Genomic DNA, 26,766 nt, shown 5'->3' on the forward strand with positions numbered 1-26,766 from the left:
TTAATTATTTTTTGTTTTTAATTTTTGTTTTTCATACCATTGAAGATAATCATCAACTTGTTTTGCACAATTAGATAATGCATTTTTTAGTCGAGGGAGATCTTCAGCAATTGTCTGTGCCGGGGTTCTTCCTATTATTTTGGGTTTATTACATGCAGTGATCAGCCATGGCTCAGGCAACATTGTAATGATTTCTACACGTGCTGGCTCAATATGGTTGCTGCAGCCAATCAATAACATCATCAGGCCAATGATTATGATATTTTTCTTCTTTATACAATAGGTTATGTAACGATTCTGTAGTAACAATAAGTTCTCCTTGTTGCTTTACTCTTCGTTGCTCCCGTTGCAGTAATAAATCATTATTCTCGTTTTTCTGCTCTACTAATTGCTTTAAACTTGCTGTATTTGATTTATTAATCATCAGAATATTATCTCTATCTATAATTAGAGAGCTTAACTCACGATCCATATACTCAGATTTCACTAATAAAACAAAAATAATTGATAATAATAATAACCTCATGAGTACATATCCTATTCAATGCACCGTAAATATTCTGACATCCGCCTTTTTACCAAACCTTTTAATTTTTTTCCTCCGCCATACACCCAGCGAGATAATTGCAGACAAGCTTGCGGTAGTTTCCCAGATTTTACATATGTAGATATTTTAGTTTCTGTAAGATCTTTATTTTTTAGAAAACGTTTGCAACCAGTATTAAAGATAAATGATGTTAAAGCATCATATTGTCCTTGAGTAATATCATTATTACCAATAACATTATTTAAACAAGATTCAGCTTGTTTAATATTTAACACCCAATCTCTTGCAACTTGTTCATTATCTATAATATCTGTGGTTATATTATGAATATTACCAATACCATTTGTTTTATAGCCAGCAGGGCAACGATAAGTATCTAACCGACACCCTTCATAGTCTCCTATTAGTTTTAATCCTTTATAGGTTAATTTTAATTTTCCTTGGTTTTCTCCAGCAATAACAACATTCCCTATTGGTAATGTACTATTCCCTACTCCACCATCACCAAGAAGTGCTATCACTGCAGTAATTGAGCATAAAATTGGTCTTACTTTACTCATGAATAAATATCCCTCTCTCTCGCGCTATTTGCTGCATAACTTTCTTATGCCAATAACTAAGCGATAAAGCCAAGATCCCAATACCGAGTGAAATAATTAAAGACCAAGCTTCTATTGTCATGAATTGAAAATGGCCGATAATAACAAAAACCACGAACACCACTTTATTTACTAACCAATCCAATAACTCATACATCTTGTTATTCCTTGTTTATCTGAAGTAAATAGGGATTTTCCTCCAATATCTATCTTCAATGATGTAAGTCTCAATATTGATATTTCCGATTACTCCAGTGCTTTACTTGATGCAGTGATTATTATTCATTTGAATCCTTAATGCATCAATTGTCGTTATGAAATCATCGGGAAAGAGTCAAAAACCGAATGAATCCGAATTTCAGTTTACCGTTTGATATTTTGGATGTGTTTTTATGACAAAATCGAGCAATTAACTGACATCTCATTCACTAAAATGCAGCAGATCGAGGTTAATAGCGGTAGGTAACCCTATCATTTCCCATAAAAGCAAAAATCTAAGCTTATTCATATCGGGCTAAAAGCTCACAATATTTAGCTCTTTGTGGGTAATGACATTATTTATATCAATGGTTCTTAAATTTTTGCCTTCAATATAAAAAGGTAATTCATATGGCAATGCGCATTCATTGTACTCAGTGTGGCGAAAAAGCACGTATCAATAAAACAAACTGGTTTTCAAATGCAGCAGCTGATTTATATTGTTCATGTTCAGATCCTGAATGCGGACATACTTTTGTGATGTCTTTAGGTTTTAGCCATACCATTAGTCCATCTGCAAAAAATGTAAATGAACTGGTCATTGCTTTAGTTAAAACAATGCCACCAGAAAAAGTGAAAGAACTTCATCAAATGCTAACAATATAAACTTATGCGGAACGTTATTCGTTCCGCTTTAAAAAGACAAATAACATCAATTGCACGTTATAAGAGGATGAATTGTAAACGGAGGAGGTGAAATATTACTTTTAGGATGTATAAGATTAACTATTACATTAAAAAAAAACAATAATTTCTAACAAGTAAATTCAGTAAACCGATATTTTTTATGTAAACGAGTCAAATATGACAAAATGCAATGATATAATATGCTATAAGTTTCATCACTAACCCAGTATGAGTAAATTTACATACCAATATATAAAGTAAATGTATAATTACAACAAAACACATACCGATCACATTATGAAATATATTCATCACTCATGTGTTAGTAACTATATTACATACTTAATCTGTTGTTATTCCATTTCCTTGATAGGGTTGATAGTCCCAAATGAAACCTAATTCGACACATAAATCTCATGTTACGACTCTTTCTCCTTACCAATATCTCGGTGGTAAAGCCGTCACATCAAAATTATGTTCAGTATTAGACATTGATGAATATCAAGATCTTGCTGATATTTTTAATATTCCACGTGGCACTGTATCAACATGGCACTCTCGAGAAACGACACCATTTGAAATAGCTATCCGTTCCCACCTTGCAACAGGGGTATCACTGCGTTGGCTACTGCTAAATGAAGGTGAGGCATTTCCGCACATGGTTACCTCAGATACAGAGGTAACATCAAGCGTATTAACATTGCCTTATTACCAATTAAAGTCAGGCCGACTTACCACTCTTCCTGCTTTATCTTTTGACCCAATATTACTAAAACAAGCGGCTATTGATCCCCTCCTTCTGATGGCATTACAAACATCCACTACAACTTTAATCATTGATAAAAGTGATAATTTACCGATTAGCGGCAGTTATCTTATTAGCATTGATAATTTAATGTCGATTAATGATATTCAACGATTACCCGCTAATCAGCTCGTATTGCACTATGGTCAATCTTCAATAGCTATTGCGCAAGACGACATTAAAATAATAGGTAAAATCATTCTCTCGATTGATCACGTATAAATAGTCATTATTACTTTATTAATAAAAGACCAATAAAAAGGCGATCCGAAGATCGCCTTTTTAAACATTTTATATCAACCTATTACTATTATGCTTTTTGTTCTTCAAGCTCTAGCATTTCTTCTTTCTGCTTCATTATATCATTAAACACTATTCGTGCTTCCTGAGCTAATGCAGATGCTTCAAGTTTAGCTTCTTTCGCTGTCATCGCTTCTGTTGTTAAACGGTGTAATTCTTCTGCTAATTCTTGAGGAACATCACCACTATCAACACCACTATCACCACTTGCTAATGCTTCTGCTCGAATTTTCTTCTTAATCTTCCAGATTGCATTTAGCGCATCACGCTCAGTATCAGCAGCCTCAATCGCAATATCTTTTAATTGCTCAAACTTCGCTAGTGCCATACCTTCTTTTGACCATGGATCAACATCTGGTAGTTCTTCAATATTAATTACTGGATCTTCGTAACCATTTTGGTGACTTAAATCTAGTGATGCTGCTTTTACAGCTGAAATCATTAACATTACAGTGATGAATAACAACGGTAAACCACCAACGATTGCTGCCGTTTGTAGTGTTGCTAGGCCTCCCATAAACATCAATACTGATGGCATGAACGACATTGCAAATGCCCAGAACAAACGGTTCCAACGCATTGGCTCTTCTGTAACGTCATTCTGAACGACAGAAGCAAGAATATATGAAATTGAGTCGAACGTTGTTGCTGTAAAAATCAGACACAATAATGTGAATACTGCAATAACCACGGTACTGAACGGTAATTGCTCAAGAATAGAGAAGATAGCTTTCGTCGCGCCTTCTGCATTCAAAATACCCACAACATCAAGTGCACCTGATAATTGTAGCGATAGTCCGTAGTTACCTAATACCATAAAGAATAGGAAACAACCCATCGAACCAAAGAAGATCGAGCCAGTAACCATTTGCTTAATTGTACGACCACGAGAAATACGTGCGATAAATAAGCCCATGCTTGGAGCAAACACTAACCACCATGCCCAATAAAAAATAGTCCAGTCTTGTGGGAAATGTGTATCTTCAAATGTACCATAGCCACCAAAAGGTTCAGCCCATGTTGCCATGATGAAGAAGTTAGAAAGCATACGTCCTAGAGAATCCAGACCTGTTTCTAGCATGAAAATAGTCGGACCTACTGCAAGAATGAACGCAAGTAAACCCAATGCACCCCAGAAGTTAATGTTACTCAGTACCTTAATACCTTTTTCCATACCTGCATAAGCAGAGTAACCAAAGATACAAGTACATAAAAGTAGCACTATAATTTGTGTTTCTGTATTTTTAGGAGTTCCAAATAAATAGTGTGCACCTTCAGTAATTAACGGGGCAGCTAGACCTAATGTTGTTGCACCACCACCAAGCAAGCCAAAAATGAACAACACATCAATAACTTTACCCACCCAACCATGACTACGTGCTTCACCAATTACTGGCATTAATGCAGCAGATACTTTCAATACAGGCTGTTTACGTACGTAAAAGAAATAAGCAATTGGCACCGCTGGAACAAGGTAAATACACCATGCAATAGGACCCCAGTGGAATACACCATAAGTTGCAGCCCAACGTACAGCCTCTTCACTACCTGGCTCTAATTGAAATGGCGGACTTTGATAATAATAAGCCCACTCGATAGCACCCCAGTACAAAATACTCGCACCGATACCACCACAGAAAAGCATTGCAGCCCATGATGCAGTTTTAAATTCAGGCTCTTCATCTGCATCGCCCAATTTAATTTGACCAATATCAGAGAAAACAATATAGATCATAAAAAAGAAAGCAGCCATACCAAGCGCTAAATATAAAAAGCCTAGTTTGTCTGTCATAAAGGTTTTAGCGACGGCAATCCATTCTGCACCTTCTTTAGGGAACAAAATAAGTGGAACAACCACCGAAATCAACATTGCTAATGCCCCAAAGAATGTAGGCTTATCAATTAATTCGAAATTTTTACGTAATGTACTCAAACGATATCCTTACTGCTATATATCATCCATGAAAAAGTTACATATATGATGTTCTTTTAACACTAAAGACACAAATAATATCAGTTATGGTAACGATGAATTATTTTCATAACGTACTAAATAATCAATGATTTAATAAAATATCGACTATCTGATCTATTAATAATCAGATAGCTGGTGTTTTTGTTACAAATAGAAACAAATAAGATTAATCGACAAGTACCATACTTATAAAATTATATGCTAGCTATAAACTCACCTTTAAGTAATAAGTATTAAACATGTACCATATCGGCAGTTAAATATATGGATTTTTAGTGATCTGTGACTAATAAATACTTATTTATTTTCCTAATATGATTAACAGTATTATCGTTCAAATTTGATAATAATAATTCAAACTCACCAATATCATTCTTCACCAGTGTTAATTAACGAATGATAATACGAGTATTACTCTCCTTTTATTTAGCATTTAAATAAAAAACAGTAGTAATATGACAATTAAAAAGAAAAAATGAGATTTAGTTACAACTATCGTAACTATTTTTAGTGTCTTATTATAAAAGTTAAGTACAATAGACTAAATTACTTTTATTTAGAATTAATAACATGATTGAAACTCTTTTAAATCTACGCTCTTTAAGAGCTCAAGCGCGTGAAATGTCTATTGAAGATCTACAAGAAGGTCTACAGAAGTTCACTCAAGTCGTTGAAGAACGTCGCGTGGAAGAAGAAGCAGCTAAAGCAGAAAATAAAGAACAAGAAGCAAAACTGCAGAAGTACCGCGATATGCTTGCAGCTGAAGGTATTACACCTGAAGAATTAATCGCATTAATTGGCGATAGCCCAAAAACAAAGAAAAAGCGTGCAGCTCGCCCAGCTAAATACAAATTTGTTGATGAAAATGGCGATGAAAAAACGTGGACAGGCCAAGGCCGTACACCTAAAGCACTGCAACAATTACTAGATAATGGCGACGCACTCGCTAGCTTCGAAATCTAATTTACATATTATTTATGTAATTGAGCAGATAAAAAACGCTCATTGTATTAATCAATGAGCGTTTTTATATTAATAATAAATTAAAATGATACTAAATATTTTATAAATTTACTTATTTTCAGCGGCTAATTGTTCTGCTGTATCATTACGAGTTGTAAATAGTTTATAGCTCATAATTATAATGACTAATGCTTTAATAATCATCATCTGTGGATTACCATAATAACCAGCCATCCCCACAAAGCCTGAAAGCAGCATCAATATGCGATATTTTTTCAATTCGGTCATATACAATGCGATCACGATCACGCCTAAATCAACAAACTGTAATCCAACAGCTAATGTTGGCTCTGCGATAAAAGCATGAATTGCAACATAAATTATATATGATATGCCTATAATCATCACAGCTGCCAACAATTGAATCACTATCTTTGCTGTTTGAGTAAAGTCTTTAAAATATCGGTATAAATTAATTGCTGTAACCGATAAATTAAGAATAACTTTCGGCCACCACCCCATCAATATTGACCATATTGTATCATTTGTGGCAGAAGCAAAAGCCGCGTAACGGGTAACTTTCATCGTGTTAAATATAGTAATTAAGATATAAAACACCACAGATGTCCATCCTAATATATCTTTTAATAGATCAATCACAGCAACATCTCTCAACATACCATTAACTATTAATGGTGATAATAATAAATTTTGATGTTAATATTTAACGTATATCCATATATAAAGTGGAATAACACTAAAAACAAAGTGGATAATACCATATGAATTTATATTATCACATCAAGGTATAATGCTGATTTAATTATTCTTCGGGCGATTAAATACTGATACTATTACATAGCAATATTTAACCGTACTATTTCGTCTTATAGAGAGGTGAGTACGTGGTTAAAAATACCAATATTGAAAACAGGTATGCGTTTATAGTCGCTCAGGAGGATCAAATCCTTCACTTTCACCTCATAAAAAACCGCTAATATTTAGCGGTTTTTTGCTATCTGAAACCATCATTTATATCTAAACTAAATTAACTAAAGCATTCATTATTAAAACTTGATTGGCACATAGTTAACACTGAAGCTGTCAGTCTTAATGCCATATTAATTGAATCATCAGACTCATCGCAAGACCGTAATAAAGTAATATGATTATTTAAACAACTATAACCTTTATTAACTAAACAAGCAGCGATACAAGCATAGTAATAACTCGTTTTATCTTCAACATCTAACTCTTTTAATGGTGCTAGCTGCATGGCATTAGTAACATTACAATTCAAATCAACACTATGCATTGCCATATAGTAAGCATTCGTCGCAGCCATTCTTACTACTGCATGATGGATATCTTGGCGCTGATTGATAGTTACATCACCAACAAGGTGCTGAATCATTTGCAACACATTCTTATTCTGACAAGCTAAGGCAGCTGCATAAACAATATATTGCATTCGATTAGTAGATAATAATGATTGTCGAGAGATTAATGCATTAAGTAATTCTGAATGTTCACATGCTTCATCGGTAATTGGCATAACAATACTCCTAAAATTATGAATAATAATTTCATCACTATGTTCATAACTTTATAGTATGCTTCTTAACTCAAACTGCAATCTGCAGATATGGAGCATTACTGTGTATTTATGATCAATACACATATAACAAATATAAAAAAAGGATGATAGTCATCATCCCTTTTCTAATATAAATAATTTTATGCTGATGCTGAAAACAACATTTCCATATCATAGTTATCATTGGCTAAAGAACGTTTTAGTCGAGTGAGGTTTTTTATTTGTAATTGACGAATTCGTTCACGTGTCAATCCAACAGCATCTGCAACCTCTTGTAATGTCTGAGGTTCATAGCCTTGTAGTCCAAAACGGCGACAAATAATTTCTCGATCACGCTCTGTTAATTTAGACAACACTTTTTTCGTGATAGTTTGCATGTCATTATCTTCTAATGCTTTATCTAAATTAGAATTTTCATCTGCAACAAAATACGACAATGAATTATTTTCGTCTTCACTTAATGTTTGATCAAATGACAATACATGCATATTATTTGTCATTAAAAATGAAACTTCACTAACATCACGCTTTAAGTAGTCAGCAATCTCTTCTTGCGATGGCTCATTATTATTTTTAGTCATTAAATCACGATGAGCACGCAAAATAGTATTTACTTCTTTTGACACATGTACTGGTAATCGAATAGTACGACTTTGATTATGGATCGCTCGCTCTATAGTTTGCTTAATCCACCATGATGCATAAGTAGAAAAGCGAAAACCTTTTTCAGGATCGAATTTTTCTACTGCGGTAATTAAACCAATATTTCCTTCATCGATTAAATCACTCAATGATAGAGCAGACGCTCGATATTTTTTTGCTAAGCTAACAACAAGACGTAAGTTAGATTCAATAAGAACACGTTTAGCTCTTTCATCACCTAATAATGATTTACGGCTATAAAGAATCTCATCTGTTTTTGTTAGTAGAGGCTTAAACGATATATCATTTAAATAAAGACGAACCACATCATTTTCAAATGTTATTTCCTTCATACATCATCCTTGAGTACTTATTGTTCTAATTGTTATTTATTAGTTATAATAATAAAGATATTTTATCTTTTACACAACAAATGATCACATAAATTAAACAGCATATCATCCTAACTGAAAACCATCACTGGCAATACTGTAAATACTCTTTATCATTATTTTCCATGCTCGTTTAATATGCTTAGGGTATACTATTTGATAATTGAGAATTAAAAAATAACAGAGTAAATTTATATGCTTCCTTTTTTAAAAAAAACACTTTTAGTGACTGTTAGTATTGGCGCGTTATTTTCAACAGCCGCAAATGCAACAAACTCAACTGTTGCGCAATCATGTATCACAAATCAAAATTATGATGAGCAAGGGCTTATTAATTGTTTACAACAGGCAGCAAAAAATGCCAAGGAACAAGTCTACAATTTGACTAATCAGGGTGATATTTACGACAAAACAATTAACACCCAGTGTAACAATAAAAAAGCAGCCTTTGATAAAGGGCCTGTCATTAGCAGTGATAATGAAAAATTAGCGCTATGCTATGCAAACGCTTGGTCAGCAGCACGCGATAGTTTACTGGGTGAAAAATACAGCACTAAATTGACAACTGATGTTTATAAGGATAAATAATGAGATATTTATCTGATTACCAACAGCAAATTCAGGCCTTAGTTTGTAACAATGAATACTCACTAGAACAAGCGATCTTAATACTAAGATCACTGCTTGAAGATATTGAAAATGATGATGCTATAACAGATATAGCAATGCATGCTGAATAGTTCATATTAAATCAACATCTTGCCTATTGAAACATATCAAAAAGTGGTTATTGCTATATCATCACTAATATACGACTCAATTTCTTGATAAAGAAGTTGAGTTGATGGATTTTGCATTTTTTCATAATTACTTACTAAATAATAACCAGGGATTTTATCTTGCATCTCCCCCATATCAATAGCCTCTACAAGTACACCTTGTTGGATATATGATTCAACAAAAATACGATTAACGAAGGCAATGCCAATCCCCTGTATAGCAGCCTCAATCGCATGCAATGAATTTTGAAAATAGACCTTGCTCTGATTTGGATGAGGTTTTACATTATTATTAGCTAAAATTAGATCCCATTGAATCAATCTATTTGTCGTTTCAATCAATGTACTGGTTGCTAATAATTCACCTGGGAATTTAATTAAAGACTTATTAATATAATTAGGGGCACAAACCGCTATCATTTGTTCTGGAAATAATAACCTACAATATTTTTCGCTCGGCTTCTCAATACAGTAACGTATTGAAATATCAATATTTTCTTTATTTAAATCCAATATTTCAATGGTATCTATAAAAACAACAGAAATACTATTTTCACTTAAATATTGGTAATTAATTCTTGGTAATAACCACTTATTTAATAACGTAGGTGGAATTGATACCATCATTTTCTGTGTTTTTGTAACAAAGCCGATATCCGTCGTCGCTTGCTCTAAATCCTTTAAAATCAAACCAATACGATTAAAATAACGTATTCCAGCATTAGTTAATTTAATTCCTCGGTGTTGACGGATAAACAATTTTTGACCAATAAATCCCTCAAGAGTCTGGATCTGATGACTTACAGCCCCTGGAGTTACAAATAATTCTTCAGCTGCTAATTTAAAACTTTGTAACCTTGCACAAGCTTCAAAATAAATAATACCTTTTAATGGGGGCAATGATCTCACATTTTGTCCTTAAGTTATTTTTTCTCAACTATTCTTGTATTTCTATTGGTTTGAACTATTGTAACTAATGCTACATTATAAGCATAAGAGATTTCATCTTAATGCTTAATAATTATAGATCGTTTAAATAATGAAGATCTTATTCTTCCATAGGTGCAATAATGAAAATTAAAACAATTGCTGTGGCGATGCTTTTTGCTTTACCCACTTTTATGTCACAAGCTGCTATGACATTAACTAGTCAAAATATTACGAATGAGCAAACATTAAATAACCAACAGCTATTTAACCAATGGGGATGTACCGGTAAGAATGAATCACCACAACTAAGCTGGACTGATGTTCCTGCTGGAACTAAAAGTTTCGCAGTAACAATGTACGATCCTGATGCGCCAACAGGCAGCGGTTGGTGGCATTGGAGTGTGATTAATATTCCAGCCAATGTACACTCATTAGCAGAAGGCGCAGGTGCTGTTGGTGGTAAAGCATTACCTAAAGGTGCAAGCATGGTAACCAATGATTTTGGCTTTAAAGGTTTTGGCGGAGCATGCCCACCACCAAATGCAAAACCACATAATTATCAAATTACTGTTTATGCACTAAACACAGCAAATATAAAATTACCTGAAAATGCATCACCAGCATTAGCTGGTTATAACATCCTAGCTCATGTAATTGGAAAAGCACGCCTTGTAGCACCAACAAATGCTCGATAAAGCTTTTTATTAATAGAAGCCACTTCTCTAGTGGCTTTTACTCTAAAATATATTATTTATAACGACTCACTGATTAGCTAATTATAATATATAACTAATGTATATATGTGGAATGGTATCTACAACCAATACATATAGATTTAAAAGAGTATCTATAACTATTCATCACGGTTTTGAATGCTTAAAAAGATATCACTAGTACAATTTATTCTTACAGTAACTATAGCGTCATGAAAATAGACTAAATATACATCCATCAAATGTTAGTTAAATATTAATAAAAAAGCAATATCATAATACTGCTCAATCTATTTAACTAATAGACTGATATTTAATTAAAATATGTAATTTAATTAAACACCCTCCTTTTATTTATTGGTTATTAATTGAAAACAGCCAATGCTTTCATTGTCATTATTTTTGATCATACCTTTTTCTAGATCTTCACAATATGAAAAACTAATATTTATATCATCGACATCACCTTGAATAAGTATATGTCGTAATAACACATCACTATTCAACTGATGTAATGTCGCATGCCACTGCAGATTATTTTTAAATAAATTAAAACTTACTAACATTAAATTACCTCTTATAAATCAGCTCTAATTACATTAACATGAATTTAACAAAATGCAATTGCTTAATTTCAATAAAAATAGCAAATAAGATTGCTACTTCAATTCTAATTTGAATCTACAATTCAAAAATAATAACGATAATACGTAAAAAGAAACTTAGAGGAAGATAATAGTTTGGAGTTTGGAGTTTGGAGTTTGGAGTTTGGAGTTTGGAGTTTGGAGTTTGGAGTTTGGAGTTTGGAGGAGTAGAAACTATAAAGGCGCAAATAACAATGTTATTTACGCCAATATTAACTTTATAGATTAACTATAAAATTATAGAGCTACAACGTTTGCAGCTTGAAGACCTTTTTGGCCTTGCTCTACTTCAAAAGACACTTTCTGGCCTTCAGCAAGAGTTTTGAAGCCTTCAGAAGCGATTGCACGGAAGTGAACGAATACGTCAGCACCGCCGTTGTCTTGAGTAATAAAACCAAAACCTTTCTCTTCGTTAAACCACTTTACTAGACCAGTTGATTTGTTAGACATTTTGTGTCCCTTATATAAATTCTTTAAAATTATCGCAAATGCGATGAACTGAAGCCTGAATTATTAATAATGATGATGCAAAGCGAAGGGAAACACTAGTGTACACAACAATAACGAAGATGTTTCTAAGGGTTTTTCTTTAACTTATTACTCAATTAATAACTCTAAACTACAGAGTGTCTAAATTTTTACATAAAACGAATTACCTGTAAAGTTTTTTATTAAAAATAATTCTATCCACATGAAAAAATTATAAAAAATTAAATATGATTTGATATCATCGTGTAGCAATAACACCAAATTATTATTTATTATGAATCAATCACTTACCGCCACAGGTGTAACATTTATGCTCAGCAGTATATTGATCACCGTATCCTTCTTCATCCCAAATCTTAATCGCATATTTTTCCCATTCTTTAGCAAGACTATCAAGTTGATCGCCAAACTTCAGATACCCATCCGCACCTTCATATTGAGGTACAGCCCCAACATCTTGAATATGCTTACGGAATTCTTCTGGATTATCGATAATAGGACAAGGTTGCATTAAGTTATCATTGAAAGGTATATCTTTCTTGTATCCTTCAAAGAATTTAGAACGAAGAATATCAATGATTGGTTTATCGCGTACATTATCAGCCGCATACGGTTGAAACACGCAAGGTTCTGCGCCACCTTTAGCATTAATATGCAGATAATTAGAACCGCCAGACATACAACCGTTAACAAGGAAACCGTGGTTCCAGAAGTCAGCTAAGAAAGCAAATGTGCCTCCTTTACGCATTACCTCAAGTTTATGGAAACGCTCATATCGCTGTTTAGGTGTAGGAACCAAATCAAAGTTAGCATCAGCTCCCGTCGGCATATATTGGAATGTCCAAACATACTCTACATTTTCATCAACCAAGAAATTCCAGAACTCATCACTCATAATCTCAGCATGATTTTCAGATGTAGCCATCAATGAAGCACCAGTAAGAACACCATACTGTTTCAGTAATTTTCGCGTCTCACAGGTTTTTTGGAAGACGCCTTCTCCGCGGCGCCAATCGGTATATTCTTCACCACCTTCAATTGAGATAGTAATTGCAACATTACCCAACTCAGCGAGCTTTTTAACTTTATTTTCTTTTAATAACGTACCATTGGTATAAATCATGAAATAACAATCATTGAAGTCCTCAAAGATCTCATACATGTATTTATATACAAAAGGTTCACCGCCAGTAAAAGTAAAAAATCTAATCCCTAAATTATAAAATTGGGTAAGGATGTTATACATCTCATCTTTAGTAAAATGATACTCATTACCATAAAGCATGGAATAACAACCAACGCATTCAAGATTACATTGATAAGTTGGAGACAACAGCACTAAGAAAGGAATATTTGTTCCATATTTTTCTTTATTTTGCTCTCTTTCTTTTGCACCTAGTACGCCATGATTAATAATTAAATTTTGAATCAATTTCTTACGGCAATTTGGTGATAGTTTTTTTAATGCACGTAACCAACCTAATACTTGAGGATCTTCCTCTGAACACATCTGTGCTGCTTCTAATAAACCAGGCTTATTTTCTTCATCAGCAAATCTAGAGGCTGTTTTAAATAATGTACCAAAAGCTTTCGAACTAAGATTATTTACTAGAGATGAAATAAGCGGAGATAATAAAGCATTCACTGTGTGACTAATTGTATATTTATTTTTGATTACGGGTTCCATTTTATTATCCTCATTAATTATTTACCCGTAATATAATCGTCTACCACCTTGCTTTATATAGAACTTCAACCAAAAAATACTCAAATTAAGACACAAAAGGAAAACTAATATCTAGATCAATTTTTCCTTATTTAATGTAAAAAAAACATCATAACCAACTGTTAAATAAATAATATTTCAATTTAACAATTCAGTGTATTTTATTACGTACCACAAATAGCAACGATTACTGACTATCATCAAAATAACTGCTTAATTTGGCAGTGTTTATAATATGCTCGATTAAATATCGATAAAAATACATTGCTTATTTTTACTCTCACTAGCAATAAATTTTGAATCGAAAAAATACCTTCTAGATAATTGTTATTCATTTAATTTACAATAATGACACAACATCTACAAAATATTCAAAATAGATAATAATGATAAAAATAATTTAACGATAGGGATGAAATAAATAGAGCTTACAAAAAAGCCCCGTCATATAAGACGAGGCTTCAAAAGTGGCGGAGAGATAGGGATTTGAACCCTAGATACGCTATAAACGTATGCCGGTTTTCAAGACCGGTGCTTTCAACCACTCAGCCATCTCTCCATGGCAAATATAATAACCAGTACTCATAACCCTGTAAACATAAAATAGAATATAACATCACTAACAGGTATATTTTTAATCAAAAAGAAAACATAACAACAATAACGTATAGTTAGTAATCAAGTTAATGCTAATAAAGTAACCAACAACACAGCACTAATAGATGAATAATAACAAAGGTAGAATACTCTACCTTTTATTTATTTCTGATCAGCAATACTAACCATCTTTAATGAAAGCCTACCGTAGCAGCTGGCGCTTTCTTCTTAAACTTATACAAAGCTAATAAAGGCAATAAGGCAACATAAGAAAACATTAAAAAGCCAAAAGTATACACAAACGCTAATAACGTCGATTGCTGATGCAATAATGCACTCACTTGAGCGATAAAATGAGGATCAGTAACCGTGGTATGATGCTGCATTGCCTGCTGCTGCAATATTGGATTAGTCGCAGTTATATCAGCCCCTAACGCATGCCATTCACGCTGCTGGGTACGACTGAAGTAAGTATTTACAATTGAGATACCAAATGAACTACCAATGGTTCGACAAAGGTTATACATCACCGCACCACCAACCGCATATTTGGCCTCTAGAGTGCGATATGCCATTTGACTTAACGGCGCAAAAACTAATCCCATCCCCATTCCTTGAATGATTGACGGTATTAGTACCCAATATAAATTAATCTCCATTGAATAAAGCATCATTAGATAGGTACCAAAGATACTAAATCCAAGTCCAACCGCCACCAGCATTCTTGGATCTAATCGATCCATATATTGTGCCATCACTAGCAACACAATCGCTGATGTTAATCCTCGCGGCGCCATTACAAATCCTGTCGTTTCTACTGGATAATGTAATAATTGCTCCAACATCATCGGCTGTAGCTGTGTAATACCAAACAGCCCCATCGAAAAGCCGGCCATGATCAAACATGACACAGCAAGATTTCGATCTTTTAGTAGCCACATTGGTGCGATATCCCCTTTCGTTCGCCATGAACGCACAATAAAGAATACCCAGGCAATAGCACTGATGATCAATGAAAATAGAATAAAGTTAGACTCAAACCATCCTTCTTCATTACCTCTATCAAGCACCATTTGTAATAGGCCAATACCTACTGTCATACCGATAACTAACGGCCAATCTAATTTTGATTCACCTTTGCCATCGATCTTAACAAACAGATAAACCAAAGTAAGACACAAAGCCCCTACCGGTACATTGACATAAAAAATCCAACGCCAATCCATATTCTCAGTGATAATACCACCGACCGTTGGACCTAAAATCGGTCCAAGTAGAATACCGACACTGAATAATGCCATTGCTTTACCGCGCTCATTAGCAGGGTAAATCTGTACCATCGTTGACTGTGCCAGCGGAATAACTGACGCACCAAAAGCACCTTGCATGATTCGAAAAGTAACCATTTCAGCAAGACTATCAGCCTGACCACACAAGGCAGAAGTGATGATAAAGCCGACCACAGATACGATTAATAACCGTCGCACACCAAATTTAAGCGCAAAATAACTCGCAAGTGGTATACAGATAGCTTCAGCCATCGAATAAGAAGTAAGTACCCATGTCACCTGCTCAGATGTAACCCCTAGTGCTCCCATCATATGCGGTAGTGCAACGTTGGCAATAGTCATATCCAGCAATACCATGATTGCTGATAACATAACGGCTAAGGTGATCCATGTGCGGTTAGCTGGAGTTACTGACTGACTCATTAGTTAGTCTCTGATTGTGTATCAATAGTAACGTCAGCACTCGCACCAACACGAAGTAATGGCTTACCTTTCAAATCTGTAAATTTAACACGCACAGGGAAACGTTGAGGTACTTTTACCCAGTTACCTGTTGCATTTTCTGGTGGTAATAATGAGAAAGACGAACCACTTGCAGGAGAAAGGGCTTCAACTTGAGCTTGATAAGTCACATCAGGATACATATCTAAGACGACCTTAGCTGTCATACCTACTTTCAATAAGCCGATATCTTTCTCTTTATAGTTTGCTTGTAACCATGCGGTGTTATCTTCAATTAATGGCATCATCGCCAAACCTGGAGATACAACACTACCAGGACGAACGCTGACTTTGCCTAGTTCACCATCATATGGAGCGTAAATATTCGTATACGATAGATTTAATGTTGCTTGGCTTAATGCCGCGGCCGCTTGCTTAACCTGAGGAGCCTCGTCGCCTTTAGCACCTTGTTGATTAATCAATTGCGACATTTTTGCACGTGCCGCTTCAAGGGTAGTTTGAGCGCTTGCTAACTTAGCTTTTACATCATCACCTTGTTGTAAAGGCAATAATTTACGATTTACTAAATCCATTACTCGATGATATGTTTTTTGAACATCAACAAGATTAGCGTCAGCAGCACGCACATTGGCGCTCGCCGCTAGAATAGCATCATCGGTTGCTTTATTTTGCTGACTTGCAACTTCATAAGCCGCTTTAGCTTGTTCTAACTGAATTTCATAAGGTGCAGGATCAATCTTAACGAGTAAATCCCCTTCAGCGACATGTTGATAATTTTCAACATTAACACTGAGTACCTTGCCACTAATTTGTGGTGCAACATACAGAATGTTGGCATGAATATAAGCATCATCGGTACTTGGGTATAATTTTTGATGGCGAGTATAAAAATATCCTGCGGTACCTAAACCAGCAGCAATAACAGCAAAAATGATGAAATTACGAAAATGATTTGATTTTTTTTCTGGATTTGACGGTTCTATTTGAGCCGTATCTGTCGTTGCCATGAATTTATCCTATTTAGCTAATAGTTAGCTAAATTTGAGTCTAGGTGATAGGGATTATTTTGGCTAAAAAGTGTTTGCCTTCTCATAATTAATACGTATACACATTAATAACAGTGCAACTGTATTGTTATAAACATAAGTACAACAACTAAAGCTTGGAAATAATAATCCTGCAACCCAAGGCTTTCAAGTTCATAAATTTGTGACTCGCTGCACAAACATGCCAAATGATCACTTATTTTGAAGTCTTAACTATACGAATTAGAGTAAAAGCATTAATTTAGCAATTTTACCTCACTAATATAGCCATGATTAGATAAGTTTAGTTCTTTTTATTCTTTTACTTTAAATATAAAAACTTAATAATCACTTTTAGATTTGACTTGAATATTAAAAATCTGTTAGTGGTCTTATTTATAAATATAATTTTTATATATAACGACACTATCTAAGCAGATATAAACACCAAAGCCCCTTTATATATGGGGCTTTGCGAAGATAACAAATACTTATTTTTGGGTAAATAAACCATTAACCATTATGTCGGTGGCTCACCTTATCTACTAAATATAATATTGAACGATATTCAATGCCACTATGCTCTGATAGACCAATCTCACAAGTGCGGCTATTAGAATAACCTTCACTACAATTTTCAGGTACTTGGGATTTTAACGGTGCTAACGCACTCGCGTTAAGTTCAGGTTTAGTAAATCCTTTATCACCAGCAAACCCACAACAGGTAATGTCATCAGGAATAATCACATGCTGTGCACAAGATTTTGTTACTCTCTCGATAACTGATGCCAAACCTTGGCGGCGTGATGTACAGGTAATATGCAACATCACAGGCGCTTGCTGAGGTGTGATTTCTAATCTTGGCAATACAAAATCAGCAACAAATTTGAATGGTTCATAAATAGTAAGATCTTTGCGTAAATGCTGTTTACTCGTGCTTGAACATGGACTGGTATCCATCAATATTGGATAGTGTCCTTGGTGAGAAGATAACCATAATTCTTGCTCAAGCTGCTTTGCTTTTGCTTGAGCCGTTTCAGGAAATCCTTTACTGGTATAAGGCATACCACAACAAAGATTATTTAAGCCTGCAGGTAATACCACCTCGTACCCTGCTTTCTCAAGTAACGAAATCGTCACTTCAGCCAATGGACGATTATCTTGTGCCTGTGCTTCAACCCCCATATTTCGAGCAGAACAACTCGGAAAATACACCACTCGCTCTTTTGTTATACCACTAATAACTGGCGTAATTATTTTAGCGGCAGGTAAAGGCATATGTGGTGTCCATTGCGGTATTTTATGCCCTGAAAGTTGGTAAGCTTTTTGCGTTAGCTTACGCATTCGATTAGTGCCCAAGACTTTATGCATTTTACTCGCTACAGTTAACCCCGCTTTTGCAGAAGCTGTAACCGTTGCAAAATGCTCTCCTGTCCATGAGGCAATTTTCTTAGCTTTTTCCGTATGATTTTGACGTAACTTACGCACTAAATCACCAGTATTGATACCAACAGGACAACGTTCAGCACAAAGACCTGTCGCAGCACAAGTATCTAATCCATAGTAACGGTAGGTTTTTTCCATCGAAGCGAGACGAGTAGGATCTTCATTACTACGGCGCAAGCGAGATATTTCACGGAAGACAGTGTTACGTTGACGTGGGGTTAACGATAAATTACGCGATGGACACACTGGCTCACAAAAACCACATTCGACACATTTATCAATAAGCTCATCGGCCACTGGCATTGCTTTCAAGTTTTTAATATGAGCGTGTTTATCTGCATTGATAATGACACCTGGGTTTAATATACCTCGAGTATCAAAAATACCTTTAATCGCAAGCATAAGCAGATAACCGTCATGACCCCACTCAAGTTCAATAAATGGTGCCATATTGCGACCAGTACCATGCTCTGCTTTTAACGAACCTTGGTAATCAACTGCCACAAGCTGCGCAACCGCATCCATAAATGCACTATAACGCTCTATTTCAAGCTGAGTATCAAATGCTTGAGTAAAGACAAAATGCAAATTACCCGCTAAAGCATGACCAAAAATAATCGCTTCAGTATAGTTAAATTGAATAAATAATGTTTGTAGATCGCGTACTGCTGGCGCTAATTGCTCAATCGGAAATGCAACATCTTCAATAATAACGGTAGTACCACTTTCACGTACTGCACCCACCGCAGGGAAGAGCTCTTTTCGTATTCCCCACAATTGATCGCAAACGGTAGCATCTCGACTAAAGTTCACTTGCTCAATCGGTGCAAACACATTAATAATTTGTTGTAACCCTTCTGCTTGACGCCCTAAATCGTGTTCGTCTTCAGCATGAATTTCAATTAATAACGCCGCTGCTTCCGTATTGCCAGCAGCTCCTAATTGCGCAATAAAAGCAGGCATGCCTGGTTTTTCCGCAACGGATGCTAACGAGCGGCTATCCATTAATTCCACCGCAGCGACACGGGTTTTACTTAATTGGCTTACAGCTAAACATGTTTGTTCTATATCAGCAAAAACAAACAGTCCAGATGCTTTAAAGGCATGATTAATTACAGTGTTATAAGTTACATCGGCAATAAAGCCTAATGTCCCTTCAGATCCAATGAATAAGTGTTGTAGAACATCGATAGGATCATCAAAATCCACCAATGAATTTAAACTGTAACCCGTGGTATTCTTTAAACGATATTTATGGCGGATCTTATCTGCTAATGCACGGCTCCCTTGGCACTCACTCACCAACAGCATCAACTCTGAAATCATCTTCGCATGCGTTTTTTTAAATGCAGCAACACTGTCAATATCGAGTGTGTTAAGCAAAGTACCATCAGCTAACACCACTGTCATACCTGCAATAGTTCGATAGCTATTCTGAGAAGTACCGCAACACATACCTGACGCATTATTAGCGACAATACCACCAATTTTACAACTATTGATAGAACCAGGATCGGGACCAATTTTACGTCCGAATGGCGCTAGAATCGTGTTTGCTTCCGCTCCAATAATGCCGGGTTGTAACCAAATTTGAGCACCATCATTAAGCACCTTATAATCACGCCAACGCCGCGTTAATGTAATTAAGACAGAATCGGATTGTGCTTGGCCAGAAAGGCTCGTACCAGCTGCACGAAAAGTCACTGGAATTTGACGTTCATAACAGGTTTTAATTGCAAAAATAACTTCGTCAAGTGTATCCAGCTGTAGAACTAATTGCGGTAACAAACGGTAAAAACTCGCATCAGTACCGTAAGCCAAGGTTAAAGTCGGATCGGTAATAATTCTTTTTTCATCAATTTGCTGACGTAATTGCTCTATCAAATCCATATAAGCAGGCTCCATCATTGCTCCATGTAATCTTTTTAAGCATAGGCATTATGCTTAACATTTTAATAAAGGATGAATAATTTTACTGCTATAGGTATAGTTGATATATATTGATTAATTCACATCTGTGTTGCAAAAACTATACTAATGCAAACCACTAAAAATTTATTACTGTTCTATCATCTGATCGAAACAGGATCATTCTGTAAAGCGGCAGAGCATATCGGCCTAACTAAATCCGTCGTCAGTAAACGCATAACCGGCTTAGAAAAAGCATTAGGAGTACAACTCATTTATCGAACCACTCGCAAATTAACGCTTACAGAAGCTGGCGAAGTGTTTTATCACCATGCAAGAGAAGTGTATAACGCGGTTCAAAATGCCAATGACGCGATGAGTGGTTTAGGTGAAAGTTTAACGGGTAGTATTCGCCTAACAGTTCCCACTATCTCTGGTGCACTTATTCTGCCAGAGGCGATTGCCGCTTTTAGTGAGAAATATCCCGATATTCACATTGAAATGGATCTAGATAATCGGTTTGTTGATTTAGTTCAAGAGGGATTTGATTTAGCTATTCGTACTGGTGCTATGCCTGACTCGAGCTTTATTGCGCGGCAATTAGTTGAAGCTCGTTGGGTTATATGTGGTGCACCAAGCTATCTCGCCAAACATGGTACACCTCTTGATACGGAACAATTAAGTAGCCATAACTGCCTTGGCTATAGCTATCAAGAAACAGGGGCTAATGCTTGGCTCGTCAACGATAAATTTGGCACACATACCATTCATGTTCATGGCAATTTTACAACCAACAACGCCTCAGCACTGCGGGGGGCAGCATTACATGGCCAAGGCTTAGTTTACGTCCCTAAAATATTAGTTTCCCAAGATTTAGCTCAAGGTGCGTTAATCGAAGTACTACCCACTTATGTCGCTAAATCATTAGGTATTTATGCGGTATATCCTTATACCAAACAACAACCCACCAAGGTGAAATTATTTATTGAGCACTTGTATTATTATTATCAGCGCCACCAAGATCAATTTAAGTAAGCTCTTATTTCACTATTCAATACTGACCACATCAAACCATACGACATTATCACCAATATGAACATCGACTTCTTCATCAATTTCACGCCCTAGCAATGCTTCACCAAATGGCGAGGTCGGCGTAACAATAATGACATCGAGTCCATCAACAGTAAACTTTAATCCGCCAGCAGCCGGACCTAAAAAGACCAGCTTCAAGTTGCCATTATGATCTTCTAAAGACACTAAATGACCAACAACAACAGTATCTTGCTGAATGGGCATGGCTGCTAATAAATGTTGATAAGCACTAATATCAGCTTTACATTCTGCAACTCGCTGAGCTTGACCATGGGCAAGATAAGACGCTTCTAAAGCAAAGGTATCATACTTATTTTCAGCTACGTTCTCATCATCAGTAGCGGTATTATAAGCTCGCATTGCAGCTTCAGTTGCTATTTGTAATGTCTGCTCTAACTGTGCCTGAATACGCTCAAGTAATACTTGTTTGTTCATTAACGATCAACCTATAGCCAAATGGGCGCTGATTATACATTGAATAGAAACATAAAAAAAACAACAAACAATTACGCAACAACCGTCAATCGAAAACTAAAGGAATTTCCATATCATCCGATATAGAGCTTAATTCATTATTAAAGTGGCTATATCTATCAATATGAACATTCTTAAACAAAGATTATGTTTAATCTGCTTATTAATTATGACCCGACCCGCTTTAGCGTTGACTCCTACCCATTTACTTAATTATCAAGATAGTTATGGCAACATTTCATTGAAATATAGTGGCAATATTCGCTTACCCGATCCCCTTGTGGTTGATGGCAATCTTAATCTTGAAAATAGCCGTATCAATATGTTGCCGCTAAGTCTAACGGTTAAAGGCAATCTTAATTTAGCCTATAGTGACATTGAATATTTACCATTAGCGCTAAAGGTTGATGGTTATATCAATCTGGCTTACTCTAAAATCAAACAACTTAATTTTGGTTTACAAGTACATGGCGATCTCAGTGTTGCTCATACTAAACTCAAAAAACTACCCGATAACTTATATGTAAAAGGAGATTTATTACTCCAAAATAGTCAGATTCGTACCCTACCCAATAAACTTGTTGTTGATGGGAATATTTATATTGGCAATATGGCTCTTACTACAATTCCTAACGACATTACTATTGGTGGATCTTTATATAGATAATGAAAAATAGTGAATAATCATTATTAATAACAAGAAACTCAACACTAAGGTAAACGATTGCTTTTTTAACCAAGAGAATTAAAAATAAGAAATAAAGCGAAAAGGAGTTATAAGTTAGCCAGAAATTTTACAATAATAGGAATATATTTCTGGCCACTTTGGCGGTTGATTTTTGCTATAAAACAATCTTCAACAAACACCTAATTAGAGGATAATTAAGTGTATTCATTTCTTTATCACCTACAAAGAAATGTTTTTCTAAAACAACTTAAGCTTTAACTACTTTAGTTGTTTGATTTTTATGGTAAAACCACTGTCTGCGACTACGTGTTTTCATTATAAACCTCTCATTTATTTCCCAATGAGCAAGGTTGATATCACTATATATTAATACCGTTCTTACTCGACTATTCGTGTTCTACTTAACCAATAATATATGACATTAAGATGACATCTTAATTGAATTATTATGAACAACATCTTTTTATATATCTATTTAAGACAACGGCTTCTGTAAACTAGTTCCGTTGTAGATAAATATAACTTTGATAAGGTTTCGTGGCGGGGTAATTTAGGAAAGAATATAAGCTAATACTTTCTAATTTTTTTAATACTTTTCACCTAACGATCTATATCAACGCAATCAATATAAATATGTTTTTGCTTTTTGACAACTACTCTTAGTGTTTTTTTTGTGAAATATATCTTTATTTTAGTAATTATTTAGCAATACAATAGCTAACGCATTGCTAAATAAGAAAAAAAGGATTTGTTTTTATTTTATTATTCTCTGATTTTTCTTTCTAAAATACAGCTAATTTTAACGTCTTTACTAAAAATAACCCTACTACACCTTTTTTAGTATTGTTTTATAGTCATTATAATCATGCAAATATCTCTTTAGCATCTATGCTTAACAGTGCGAAAAGTTTTAGATTTAGGACAAAACTATGACGATACACAGTATCACCATCGAACTTACAGCTAATGCACCCAAAAAGGTATTGTTTGCATTACTTTCAGATCATGAACAACTACATCGATTCTTTAATGCTCGCTATATCTTGTTACGTACAGGTAAACCACATAGCAATGGTATAGGCGCGATACGTGAAGTAAATAATGGTTTTTTTGTTTATCAGGAGCAAATTATTGATTTCAAGGAAAATGAACATCTTCATTATAAAATAATTACGGGTGCTCCAGTAGAAGAACACGGTAGTTGGATAAAATTTATTAGCATTAATGCTGATCAAACGAAGATCCTCTACCACATGACCTTCTCGCCCAAATTTATTGGTACAGGGTGGTTGATCAAACAACATATCTATCGCTTTATTAAGCTTGCATTGATTAAATTAATTCATTTTAGCGAGACAAATCCCCACTACCTCAATCAAGTAGCGCCTCAAGATCCTTAGGTTAAGACAATGATCCATACAGTACTGATAATTAAGCGCTACTCCACAAATTTCACTATTTAATAGTATTACTTATCCAATAATTGATCGTAGCACTATAAATTAACACGAATTTATTGATTAATAGTCACATCTAGCTATGTTGTGAGTACATTAAATGAATACAATTCAACCTCTGTTAACAACAGAGCGCTTAATTCTCCGTCCTTTAGAATTATCTGATGCGACTAAAATACAACAATTGGCAGGTAATGCTGATATTGCGAACGGCACTATAAGTGTTCCACATCCATATTCTGATGGGATGGCTGGGAAATGGATAGGTAAGCACTTAGCTGGTTGGTACAGCCATCAATCTGCTATCTTCGCAATTACTCTAAAAAGTAACCATCAACTTGTCGGTTGTGCTGGATTAGAAAATATTAATCAAAATAGTGCTCAACTGGGATACTGGATTGGCGTACCATTTTGGGGTAACGGTTATTGTACTGAAGCAGTCGAACGCATTAAAGAATTCGGCTTTAATAAGCTCCATTTACAGCATCTTTACGGTCGACATTTAAAAACAGTATCCGGCCCTGAAAATGTCATGCTTAAAATTGGCATGAAGAATGTCACGACTTTAGCAGTTCCAAGCCATTACTTATCACAAGACAATATTGTGATTTATGAATTACTCAACAAAGCAGCTTCATAAGCTTTAGCTGCGGTATAATAATCAAGCGTAATCTTATGCATAACAGCAATAGCAAAAGTAGCATTTATCACTATTAATCGTTAGCATGTTTGCTACTTTACTAAACTTGCTAATAGGTATTAATGTGAAATCACCGTGTGTCGCTAAATGTAAAAATAACGCAGGAATTTGCAGTGGCTGCTGGCGTACAATGACAGAAATCAGCCACTGGATAGCCTATCCAGAACAACAACAACTGGCGATAATGGCTGACATTAAAGCGATTAATGCAACCCACCAATGTCCGCAATGCCAGCAGCCTGCACAATGTGATATTAGCGAGGGAAAATCTACATGCTGGTGTTTTGATATTGAGCCACGCCAAACATTAGCAGGATCATCGAGTGCCTGTCTGTGTCGACAATGTTTATCATCAATGCCGACAATATAATGTTTTATCTTTAGCATTATTCCACAAATAACTTTTACGCTACCAATATCATACCAATCAGTTACAATTACCACTTCGACTATTTGACCCTACAATAAGATAATACAAAGCACGTATGCGCTCGATGTTATCTGGAACACACATGGATATAAAAGTTAATAAACGTCAGGGGCAGCTTCTTAACGATACTATTGCTCAATGGCAACAACAGCAGCTAATTGATAATCAACAAGCACAGCAATTACGTCAAAGCTACCAGATCATCAGTTTTGACTGGAAACTACTCGCAGTCTATTCATTCTGGATCGCCATTGCTTGTTTTATTCTGTCGGTGATCTTATTAGTCGCTGATGATTATTTAATCGCACTGATCTCACGCCTTATTAATACGCCAGCGAGTGTGCTAACAATCACTAGCACAATAATTGCCGGACTATTATTTGTCTTAGGCGTCAAACGTCGACAACATTACCCAGAAAAAACGGTTAGTAATGAGGCAATGTTCTTTTTCGGGGTACTGATAACGGCAGTTGCTAGTGGTTTTTTAAGCCATACCACACTAGCACTTCATTGGCGTGAAAGCGTTTTTATACTTATTCCTACCGCTATTTATCTCGTTATAGGTATTCAATTACGTTCTGTCTTAGTGTGGCTATTTGCTTTGCTCGGTGTGGGCTTGTGGGTGTTAACTGAAACTTCTTACCTTGCTCAGGATCACTATCTTTTCTGGGGTATGAATATTCCATTACGATTTGCAATTGTTGGCGCCCTTATTATTGGCCTCAGTGCCAGCTTAAAATACAATTCACGGCTATTATTTCTTCACGAAGCAACGCTCTTTATCGGATTAATGTATTTCTTTAACGCATTATGGATGCTGACTATTTTTGGTAATTATGACAGTTTAAGTGCATGGTCACACATCAAACAAATTGAGTTATGGGGCTGGAGTGTTGCAATGATGTTAGTCACTTTAAGCGCTATTTTCTATGGTATTAAAAATAATAATCCTCTAATAAGAGCGTTTGGAATCATCTTTTTATTATTATGTTTATATAGCCGTTATTTTGAATTTTTTTGGGGAACACTCCATAAAGCACTCTTTTTCGCAATATTGGCCTTAAGCTTTTGGGGAATAGGCAGTCGCGCAGAAAAAATTTGGCAATTAGGAAATAAGAACTAATAAAAAGCCGCTGTAATGATAAACATTAAACAGCGGCATTTTCATAACTTACACAGGTTACTATAAGACCATAAAATAAAAACATA

Annotated in this window: 28 protein-coding genes and 1 tRNA gene; 12 read left to right on the top strand and 17 right to left on the bottom strand. The window is 35.2% G+C overall.

Annotated features, from left to right (window positions below; genetic code table 11):
* Genes lysC through PPBDW_RS18445 form a run of 4 tightly spaced genes read right to left on the bottom strand, consistent with a single transcriptional unit; the run spans nt 1 to nt 1,303 of the window.
* Nucleotides 1-240 (bottom strand): Rz1-like lysis system protein LysC, encoded by a 240-nt coding sequence (lysC, locus tag PPBDW_RS18430; protein ID WP_036791308.1) that lies wholly within the window; start codon nt 238-240, stop codon nt 1-3.
* Nucleotides 209-526 (bottom strand): hypothetical protein, encoded by a 318-nt coding sequence (locus PPBDW_RS18435; protein ID WP_036791310.1) that lies wholly within the window; start codon nt 524-526, stop codon nt 209-211. Before PPBDW_RS18435 ends, lysC begins: the two co-directional genes overlap by 32 nt.
* Nucleotides 527-537: 11 nt before the next feature.
* Nucleotides 538-1,107: a lysozyme gene (locus tag PPBDW_RS18440; RefSeq protein ID WP_036791313.1), complete on the bottom strand. Its 570-nt coding sequence runs from the start codon at nt 1,105-1,107 to the stop codon at nt 538-540.
* Nucleotides 1,100-1,303, bottom strand: a complete 204-nt coding sequence (locus tag PPBDW_RS18445; protein ID WP_036791315.1) for a hypothetical protein — start codon at nt 1,301-1,303, stop codon at nt 1,100-1,102. The genes PPBDW_RS18440 and PPBDW_RS18445 overlap by 8 nt, the downstream gene beginning before the upstream one ends.
* Nucleotides 1,304-1,761: 458 nt before the next feature.
* Here PPBDW_RS18445 and PPBDW_RS18450 point away from each other — a divergent pair, with 458 nt between their 5' ends.
* Nucleotides 1,762-2,010 carry an Ogr/Delta-like zinc finger protein gene (locus PPBDW_RS18450; RefSeq protein ID WP_036792931.1) on the top strand — a complete coding sequence of 83 codons (249 nt, stop codon included), beginning with the start codon at nt 1,762-1,764 and terminating at the stop codon, nt 2,008-2,010.
* Nucleotides 2,011-2,419: 409 nt separating this feature from the next.
* On the top strand, nt 2,420-3,058 hold the full coding sequence (locus tag PPBDW_RS18455; protein ID WP_054262175.1) for a helix-turn-helix domain-containing protein: 639 nt from the start codon (nt 2,420-2,422) through the stop codon (nt 3,056-3,058).
* A gap of 88 nt (nt 3,059-3,146) precedes the next feature.
* Here the strand turns inward: PPBDW_RS18455 and PPBDW_RS18460 are convergent, their stop codons facing one another.
* Nucleotides 3,147-5,069, bottom strand: coding sequence for a BCCT family transporter (locus PPBDW_RS18460; RefSeq protein WP_036791318.1), 1,923 nt, complete (start codon nt 5,067-5,069; stop codon nt 3,147-3,149).
* A gap of 603 nt (nt 5,070-5,672) precedes the next feature.
* On the opposite strand from PPBDW_RS18460, the gene PPBDW_RS18465 reads away from it, so the two are divergent.
* Nucleotides 5,673-6,074, top strand: coding sequence for an H-NS family histone-like protein (locus PPBDW_RS18465; protein ID WP_036791321.1), 402 nt, complete (start codon nt 5,673-5,675; stop codon nt 6,072-6,074).
* Between the two features lie 108 nt (nt 6,075-6,182).
* On the opposite strand, the gene PPBDW_RS18470 is transcribed toward PPBDW_RS18465, so the two are convergent.
* The 3 genes from PPBDW_RS18470 to rpoS all read right to left on the bottom strand — a co-directional run bounded on the left by PPBDW_RS18470 (nt 6,183) and on the right by rpoS (nt 8,666).
* Nucleotides 6,183-6,752 (bottom strand): hypothetical protein, encoded by a 570-nt coding sequence (locus PPBDW_RS18470; RefSeq protein ID WP_036791324.1) that lies wholly within the window; start codon nt 6,750-6,752, stop codon nt 6,183-6,185.
* Nucleotides 6,753-7,122: 370 nt separating this feature from the next.
* Nucleotides 7,123-7,629, bottom strand: a complete 507-nt coding sequence (locus PPBDW_RS18475) for a hypothetical protein (protein WP_036791329.1) — start codon at nt 7,627-7,629, stop codon at nt 7,123-7,125.
* A gap of 182 nt (nt 7,630-7,811) precedes the next feature.
* Complete coding sequence (gene rpoS / locus PPBDW_RS18480) at nt 7,812-8,666, bottom strand: RNA polymerase sigma factor RpoS (RefSeq protein ID WP_054262176.1); 855 nt, start codon at nt 8,664-8,666, stop codon at nt 7,812-7,814.
* A gap of 234 nt (nt 8,667-8,900) precedes the next feature.
* Here rpoS and PPBDW_RS18485 point away from each other — a divergent pair, with 234 nt between their 5' ends.
* Nucleotides 8,901-9,293: a hypothetical protein gene (locus PPBDW_RS18485; protein WP_054262177.1), complete on the top strand. Its 393-nt coding sequence runs from the start codon at nt 8,901-8,903 to the stop codon at nt 9,291-9,293.
* Nucleotides 9,293-9,445, top strand: coding sequence for a hypothetical protein (locus PPBDW_RS18490; protein WP_155521668.1), 153 nt, complete (start codon nt 9,293-9,295; stop codon nt 9,443-9,445). The genes PPBDW_RS18485 and PPBDW_RS18490 overlap by 1 nt, the downstream gene beginning before the upstream one ends.
* A 36-nt stretch (nt 9,446-9,481) precedes the next feature.
* Here the strand turns inward: PPBDW_RS18490 and PPBDW_RS18495 are convergent, their stop codons facing one another.
* Complete coding sequence (locus tag PPBDW_RS18495) at nt 9,482-10,393, bottom strand: LysR family transcriptional regulator (protein WP_054262178.1); 912 nt, start codon at nt 10,391-10,393, stop codon at nt 9,482-9,484.
* A 161-nt stretch (nt 10,394-10,554) separates the two neighbouring features.
* Here PPBDW_RS18495 and PPBDW_RS18500 point away from each other — a divergent pair, with 161 nt between their 5' ends.
* A complete protein-coding gene (locus PPBDW_RS18500; RefSeq protein ID WP_036791330.1) occupies nt 10,555-11,109 on the top strand; it encodes a YbhB/YbcL family Raf kinase inhibitor-like protein in 555 nt (184 codons plus the stop codon).
* 368 nt (nt 11,110-11,477) lie between these two features.
* On the opposite strand, the gene PPBDW_RS18505 is transcribed toward PPBDW_RS18500, so the two are convergent.
* The 7 genes from PPBDW_RS18505 to PPBDW_RS18535 all read right to left on the bottom strand — a co-directional run bounded on the left by PPBDW_RS18505 (nt 11,478) and on the right by PPBDW_RS18535 (nt 20,710).
* Nucleotides 11,478-11,693: a hypothetical protein gene (locus PPBDW_RS18505; RefSeq protein WP_036791335.1), complete on the bottom strand. Its 216-nt coding sequence runs from the start codon at nt 11,691-11,693 to the stop codon at nt 11,478-11,480.
* A 315-nt stretch (nt 11,694-12,008) separates the two neighbouring features.
* Nucleotides 12,009-12,221, bottom strand: a complete 213-nt coding sequence (cspE, locus tag PPBDW_RS18510; protein ID WP_036791338.1) for a transcription antiterminator/RNA stability regulator CspE — start codon at nt 12,219-12,221, stop codon at nt 12,009-12,011.
* Nucleotides 12,222-12,543: 322 nt separating this feature from the next.
* The gene (locus PPBDW_RS18515) at nt 12,544-13,947 is read right to left on the bottom strand and encodes a radical SAM protein (RefSeq protein ID WP_054262179.1); all 1,404 of its coding nucleotides are present in this window, start codon (nt 13,945-13,947) and stop codon (nt 12,544-12,546) included.
* A gap of 507 nt (nt 13,948-14,454) precedes the next feature.
* A tRNA-Ser gene (locus tag PPBDW_RS18520) sits at nt 14,455-14,545 on the bottom strand.
* 229 nt (nt 14,546-14,774) lie between these two features.
* Nucleotides 14,775-16,295, bottom strand: coding sequence for a DHA2 family efflux MFS transporter permease subunit (locus PPBDW_RS18525; protein ID WP_054262180.1), 1,521 nt, complete (start codon nt 16,293-16,295; stop codon nt 14,775-14,777).
* Nucleotides 16,295-17,341, bottom strand: coding sequence for an HlyD family secretion protein (locus tag PPBDW_RS18530; RefSeq protein ID WP_054262181.1), 1,047 nt, complete (start codon nt 17,339-17,341; stop codon nt 16,295-16,297). Before PPBDW_RS18530 ends, PPBDW_RS18525 begins: the two co-directional genes overlap by 1 nt.
* A 531-nt stretch (nt 17,342-17,872) precedes the next feature.
* Nucleotides 17,873-20,710: an FAD-binding and (Fe-S)-binding domain-containing protein gene (locus PPBDW_RS18535; protein ID WP_036791341.1), complete on the bottom strand. Its 2,838-nt coding sequence runs from the start codon at nt 20,708-20,710 to the stop codon at nt 17,873-17,875.
* A 132-nt stretch (nt 20,711-20,842) separates the two neighbouring features.
* Here PPBDW_RS18535 and PPBDW_RS18540 point away from each other — a divergent pair, with 132 nt between their 5' ends.
* Nucleotides 20,843-21,748 (top strand): LysR family transcriptional regulator, encoded by a 906-nt coding sequence (locus PPBDW_RS18540; protein WP_036791344.1) that lies wholly within the window; start codon nt 20,843-20,845, stop codon nt 21,746-21,748.
* A gap of 12 nt (nt 21,749-21,760) precedes the next feature.
* Here PPBDW_RS18540 and PPBDW_RS18545 read toward each other — a convergent pair whose 3' ends face one another.
* The gene (locus PPBDW_RS18545; protein ID WP_036791346.1) at nt 21,761-22,243 is read right to left on the bottom strand and encodes a GreA/GreB family elongation factor; all 483 of its coding nucleotides are present in this window, start codon (nt 22,241-22,243) and stop codon (nt 21,761-21,763) included.
* A gap of 208 nt (nt 22,244-22,451) precedes the next feature.
* On the opposite strand from PPBDW_RS18545, the gene PPBDW_RS18550 reads away from it, so the two are divergent.
* The 5 genes from PPBDW_RS18550 to PPBDW_RS18570 all read left to right on the top strand — a co-directional run bounded on the left by PPBDW_RS18550 (nt 22,452) and on the right by PPBDW_RS18570 (nt 26,680).
* Entirely contained in the window at nt 22,452-22,949 is a 498-nt protein-coding gene (locus PPBDW_RS18550) for a hypothetical protein (protein ID WP_107186953.1), read from the top strand.
* A gap of 950 nt (nt 22,950-23,899) precedes the next feature.
* Nucleotides 23,900-24,370, top strand: a complete 471-nt coding sequence (locus tag PPBDW_RS18555; protein ID WP_045042962.1) for an SRPBCC family protein — start codon at nt 23,900-23,902, stop codon at nt 24,368-24,370.
* 157 nt (nt 24,371-24,527) lie between these two features.
* The gene (locus tag PPBDW_RS18560; protein ID WP_036791352.1) at nt 24,528-25,067 is read left to right on the top strand and encodes a GNAT family N-acetyltransferase; all 540 of its coding nucleotides are present in this window, start codon (nt 24,528-24,530) and stop codon (nt 25,065-25,067) included.
* 124 nt (nt 25,068-25,191) lie between these two features.
* A complete protein-coding gene (locus tag PPBDW_RS18565; protein ID WP_045043003.1) occupies nt 25,192-25,497 on the top strand; it encodes a DUF1289 domain-containing protein in 306 nt (101 codons plus the stop codon).
* A 142-nt stretch (nt 25,498-25,639) separates the two neighbouring features.
* Nucleotides 25,640-26,680: a hypothetical protein gene (locus PPBDW_RS18570; protein ID WP_036791358.1), complete on the top strand. Its 1,041-nt coding sequence runs from the start codon at nt 25,640-25,642 to the stop codon at nt 26,678-26,680.
* Nucleotides 26,681-26,766 lie beyond the last annotated feature (86 nt).

The organism is Photobacterium kishitanii (assembly GCF_000613045.3).
In the GTDB taxonomy this organism is placed as follows: domain Bacteria; phylum Pseudomonadota; class Gammaproteobacteria; order Enterobacterales; family Vibrionaceae; genus Photobacterium; species Photobacterium kishitanii.

Coding starts and splice junctions, on each gene's coding strand:
- PPBDW_RS18560 (WP_036791352.1), top strand. CDS start 24,528: ATGAATACAATTCAACCTCTGTTAACAACAGAGCGCTTAATTCTCCGT.
- PPBDW_RS18550 (WP_107186953.1), top strand. CDS start 22,452: ATGACCCGACCCGCTTTAGCGTTGACTCCTACCCATTTACTTAATTAT.
- PPBDW_RS18505 (WP_036791335.1), bottom strand. CDS start 11,693: ATGTTAGTAAGTTTTAATTTATTTAAAAATAATCTGCAGTGGCATGCG.
- cspE (WP_036791338.1), bottom strand. CDS start 12,221: ATGTCTAACAAATCAACTGGTCTAGTAAAGTGGTTTAACGAAGAGAAA.
- PPBDW_RS18455 (WP_054262175.1), top strand. CDS start 2,420: ATGAAACCTAATTCGACACATAAATCTCATGTTACGACTCTTTCTCCT.
- PPBDW_RS18485 (WP_054262177.1), top strand. CDS start 8,901: ATGCTTCCTTTTTTAAAAAAAACACTTTTAGTGACTGTTAGTATTGGC.
- PPBDW_RS18535 (WP_036791341.1), bottom strand. CDS start 20,710: ATGGAGCCTGCTTATATGGATTTGATAGAGCAATTACGTCAGCAAATT.
- lysC (WP_036791308.1), bottom strand. CDS start 240: ATGTTATTGATTGGCTGCAGCAACCATATTGAGCCAGCACGTGTAGAA.
- PPBDW_RS18475 (WP_036791329.1), bottom strand. CDS start 7,629: ATGCCAATTACCGATGAAGCATGTGAACATTCAGAATTACTTAATGCA.
- PPBDW_RS18545 (WP_036791346.1), bottom strand. CDS start 22,243: ATGAACAAACAAGTATTACTTGAGCGTATTCAGGCACAGTTAGAGCAG.
- PPBDW_RS18570 (WP_036791358.1), top strand. CDS start 25,640: ATGGATATAAAAGTTAATAAACGTCAGGGGCAGCTTCTTAACGATACT.
- PPBDW_RS18445 (WP_036791315.1), bottom strand. CDS start 1,303: ATGTATGAGTTATTGGATTGGTTAGTAAATAAAGTGGTGTTCGTGGTT.
- PPBDW_RS18530 (WP_054262181.1), bottom strand. CDS start 17,341: ATGGCAACGACAGATACGGCTCAAATAGAACCGTCAAATCCAGAAAAA.
- PPBDW_RS18435 (WP_036791310.1), bottom strand. CDS start 526: ATGAGGTTATTATTATTATCAATTATTTTTGTTTTATTAGTGAAATCT.
- PPBDW_RS18450 (WP_036792931.1), top strand. CDS start 1,762: ATGCGCATTCATTGTACTCAGTGTGGCGAAAAAGCACGTATCAATAAA.
- PPBDW_RS18440 (WP_036791313.1), bottom strand. CDS start 1,107: ATGAGTAAAGTAAGACCAATTTTATGCTCAATTACTGCAGTGATAGCA.
- rpoS (WP_054262176.1), bottom strand. CDS start 8,666: ATGAAGGAAATAACATTTGAAAATGATGTGGTTCGTCTTTATTTAAAT.
- PPBDW_RS18500 (WP_036791330.1), top strand. CDS start 10,555: ATGAAAATTAAAACAATTGCTGTGGCGATGCTTTTTGCTTTACCCACT.
- PPBDW_RS18490 (WP_155521668.1), top strand. CDS start 9,293: ATGAGATATTTATCTGATTACCAACAGCAAATTCAGGCCTTAGTTTGT.
- PPBDW_RS18470 (WP_036791324.1), bottom strand. CDS start 6,752: ATGTTGAGAGATGTTGCTGTGATTGATCTATTAAAAGATATATTAGGA.
- PPBDW_RS18525 (WP_054262180.1), bottom strand. CDS start 16,295: ATGAGTCAGTCAGTAACTCCAGCTAACCGCACATGGATCACCTTAGCC.
- PPBDW_RS18555 (WP_045042962.1), top strand. CDS start 23,900: ATGACGATACACAGTATCACCATCGAACTTACAGCTAATGCACCCAAA.
- PPBDW_RS18515 (WP_054262179.1), bottom strand. CDS start 13,947: ATGGAACCCGTAATCAAAAATAAATATACAATTAGTCACACAGTGAAT.
- PPBDW_RS18540 (WP_036791344.1), top strand. CDS start 20,843: ATGCAAACCACTAAAAATTTATTACTGTTCTATCATCTGATCGAAACA.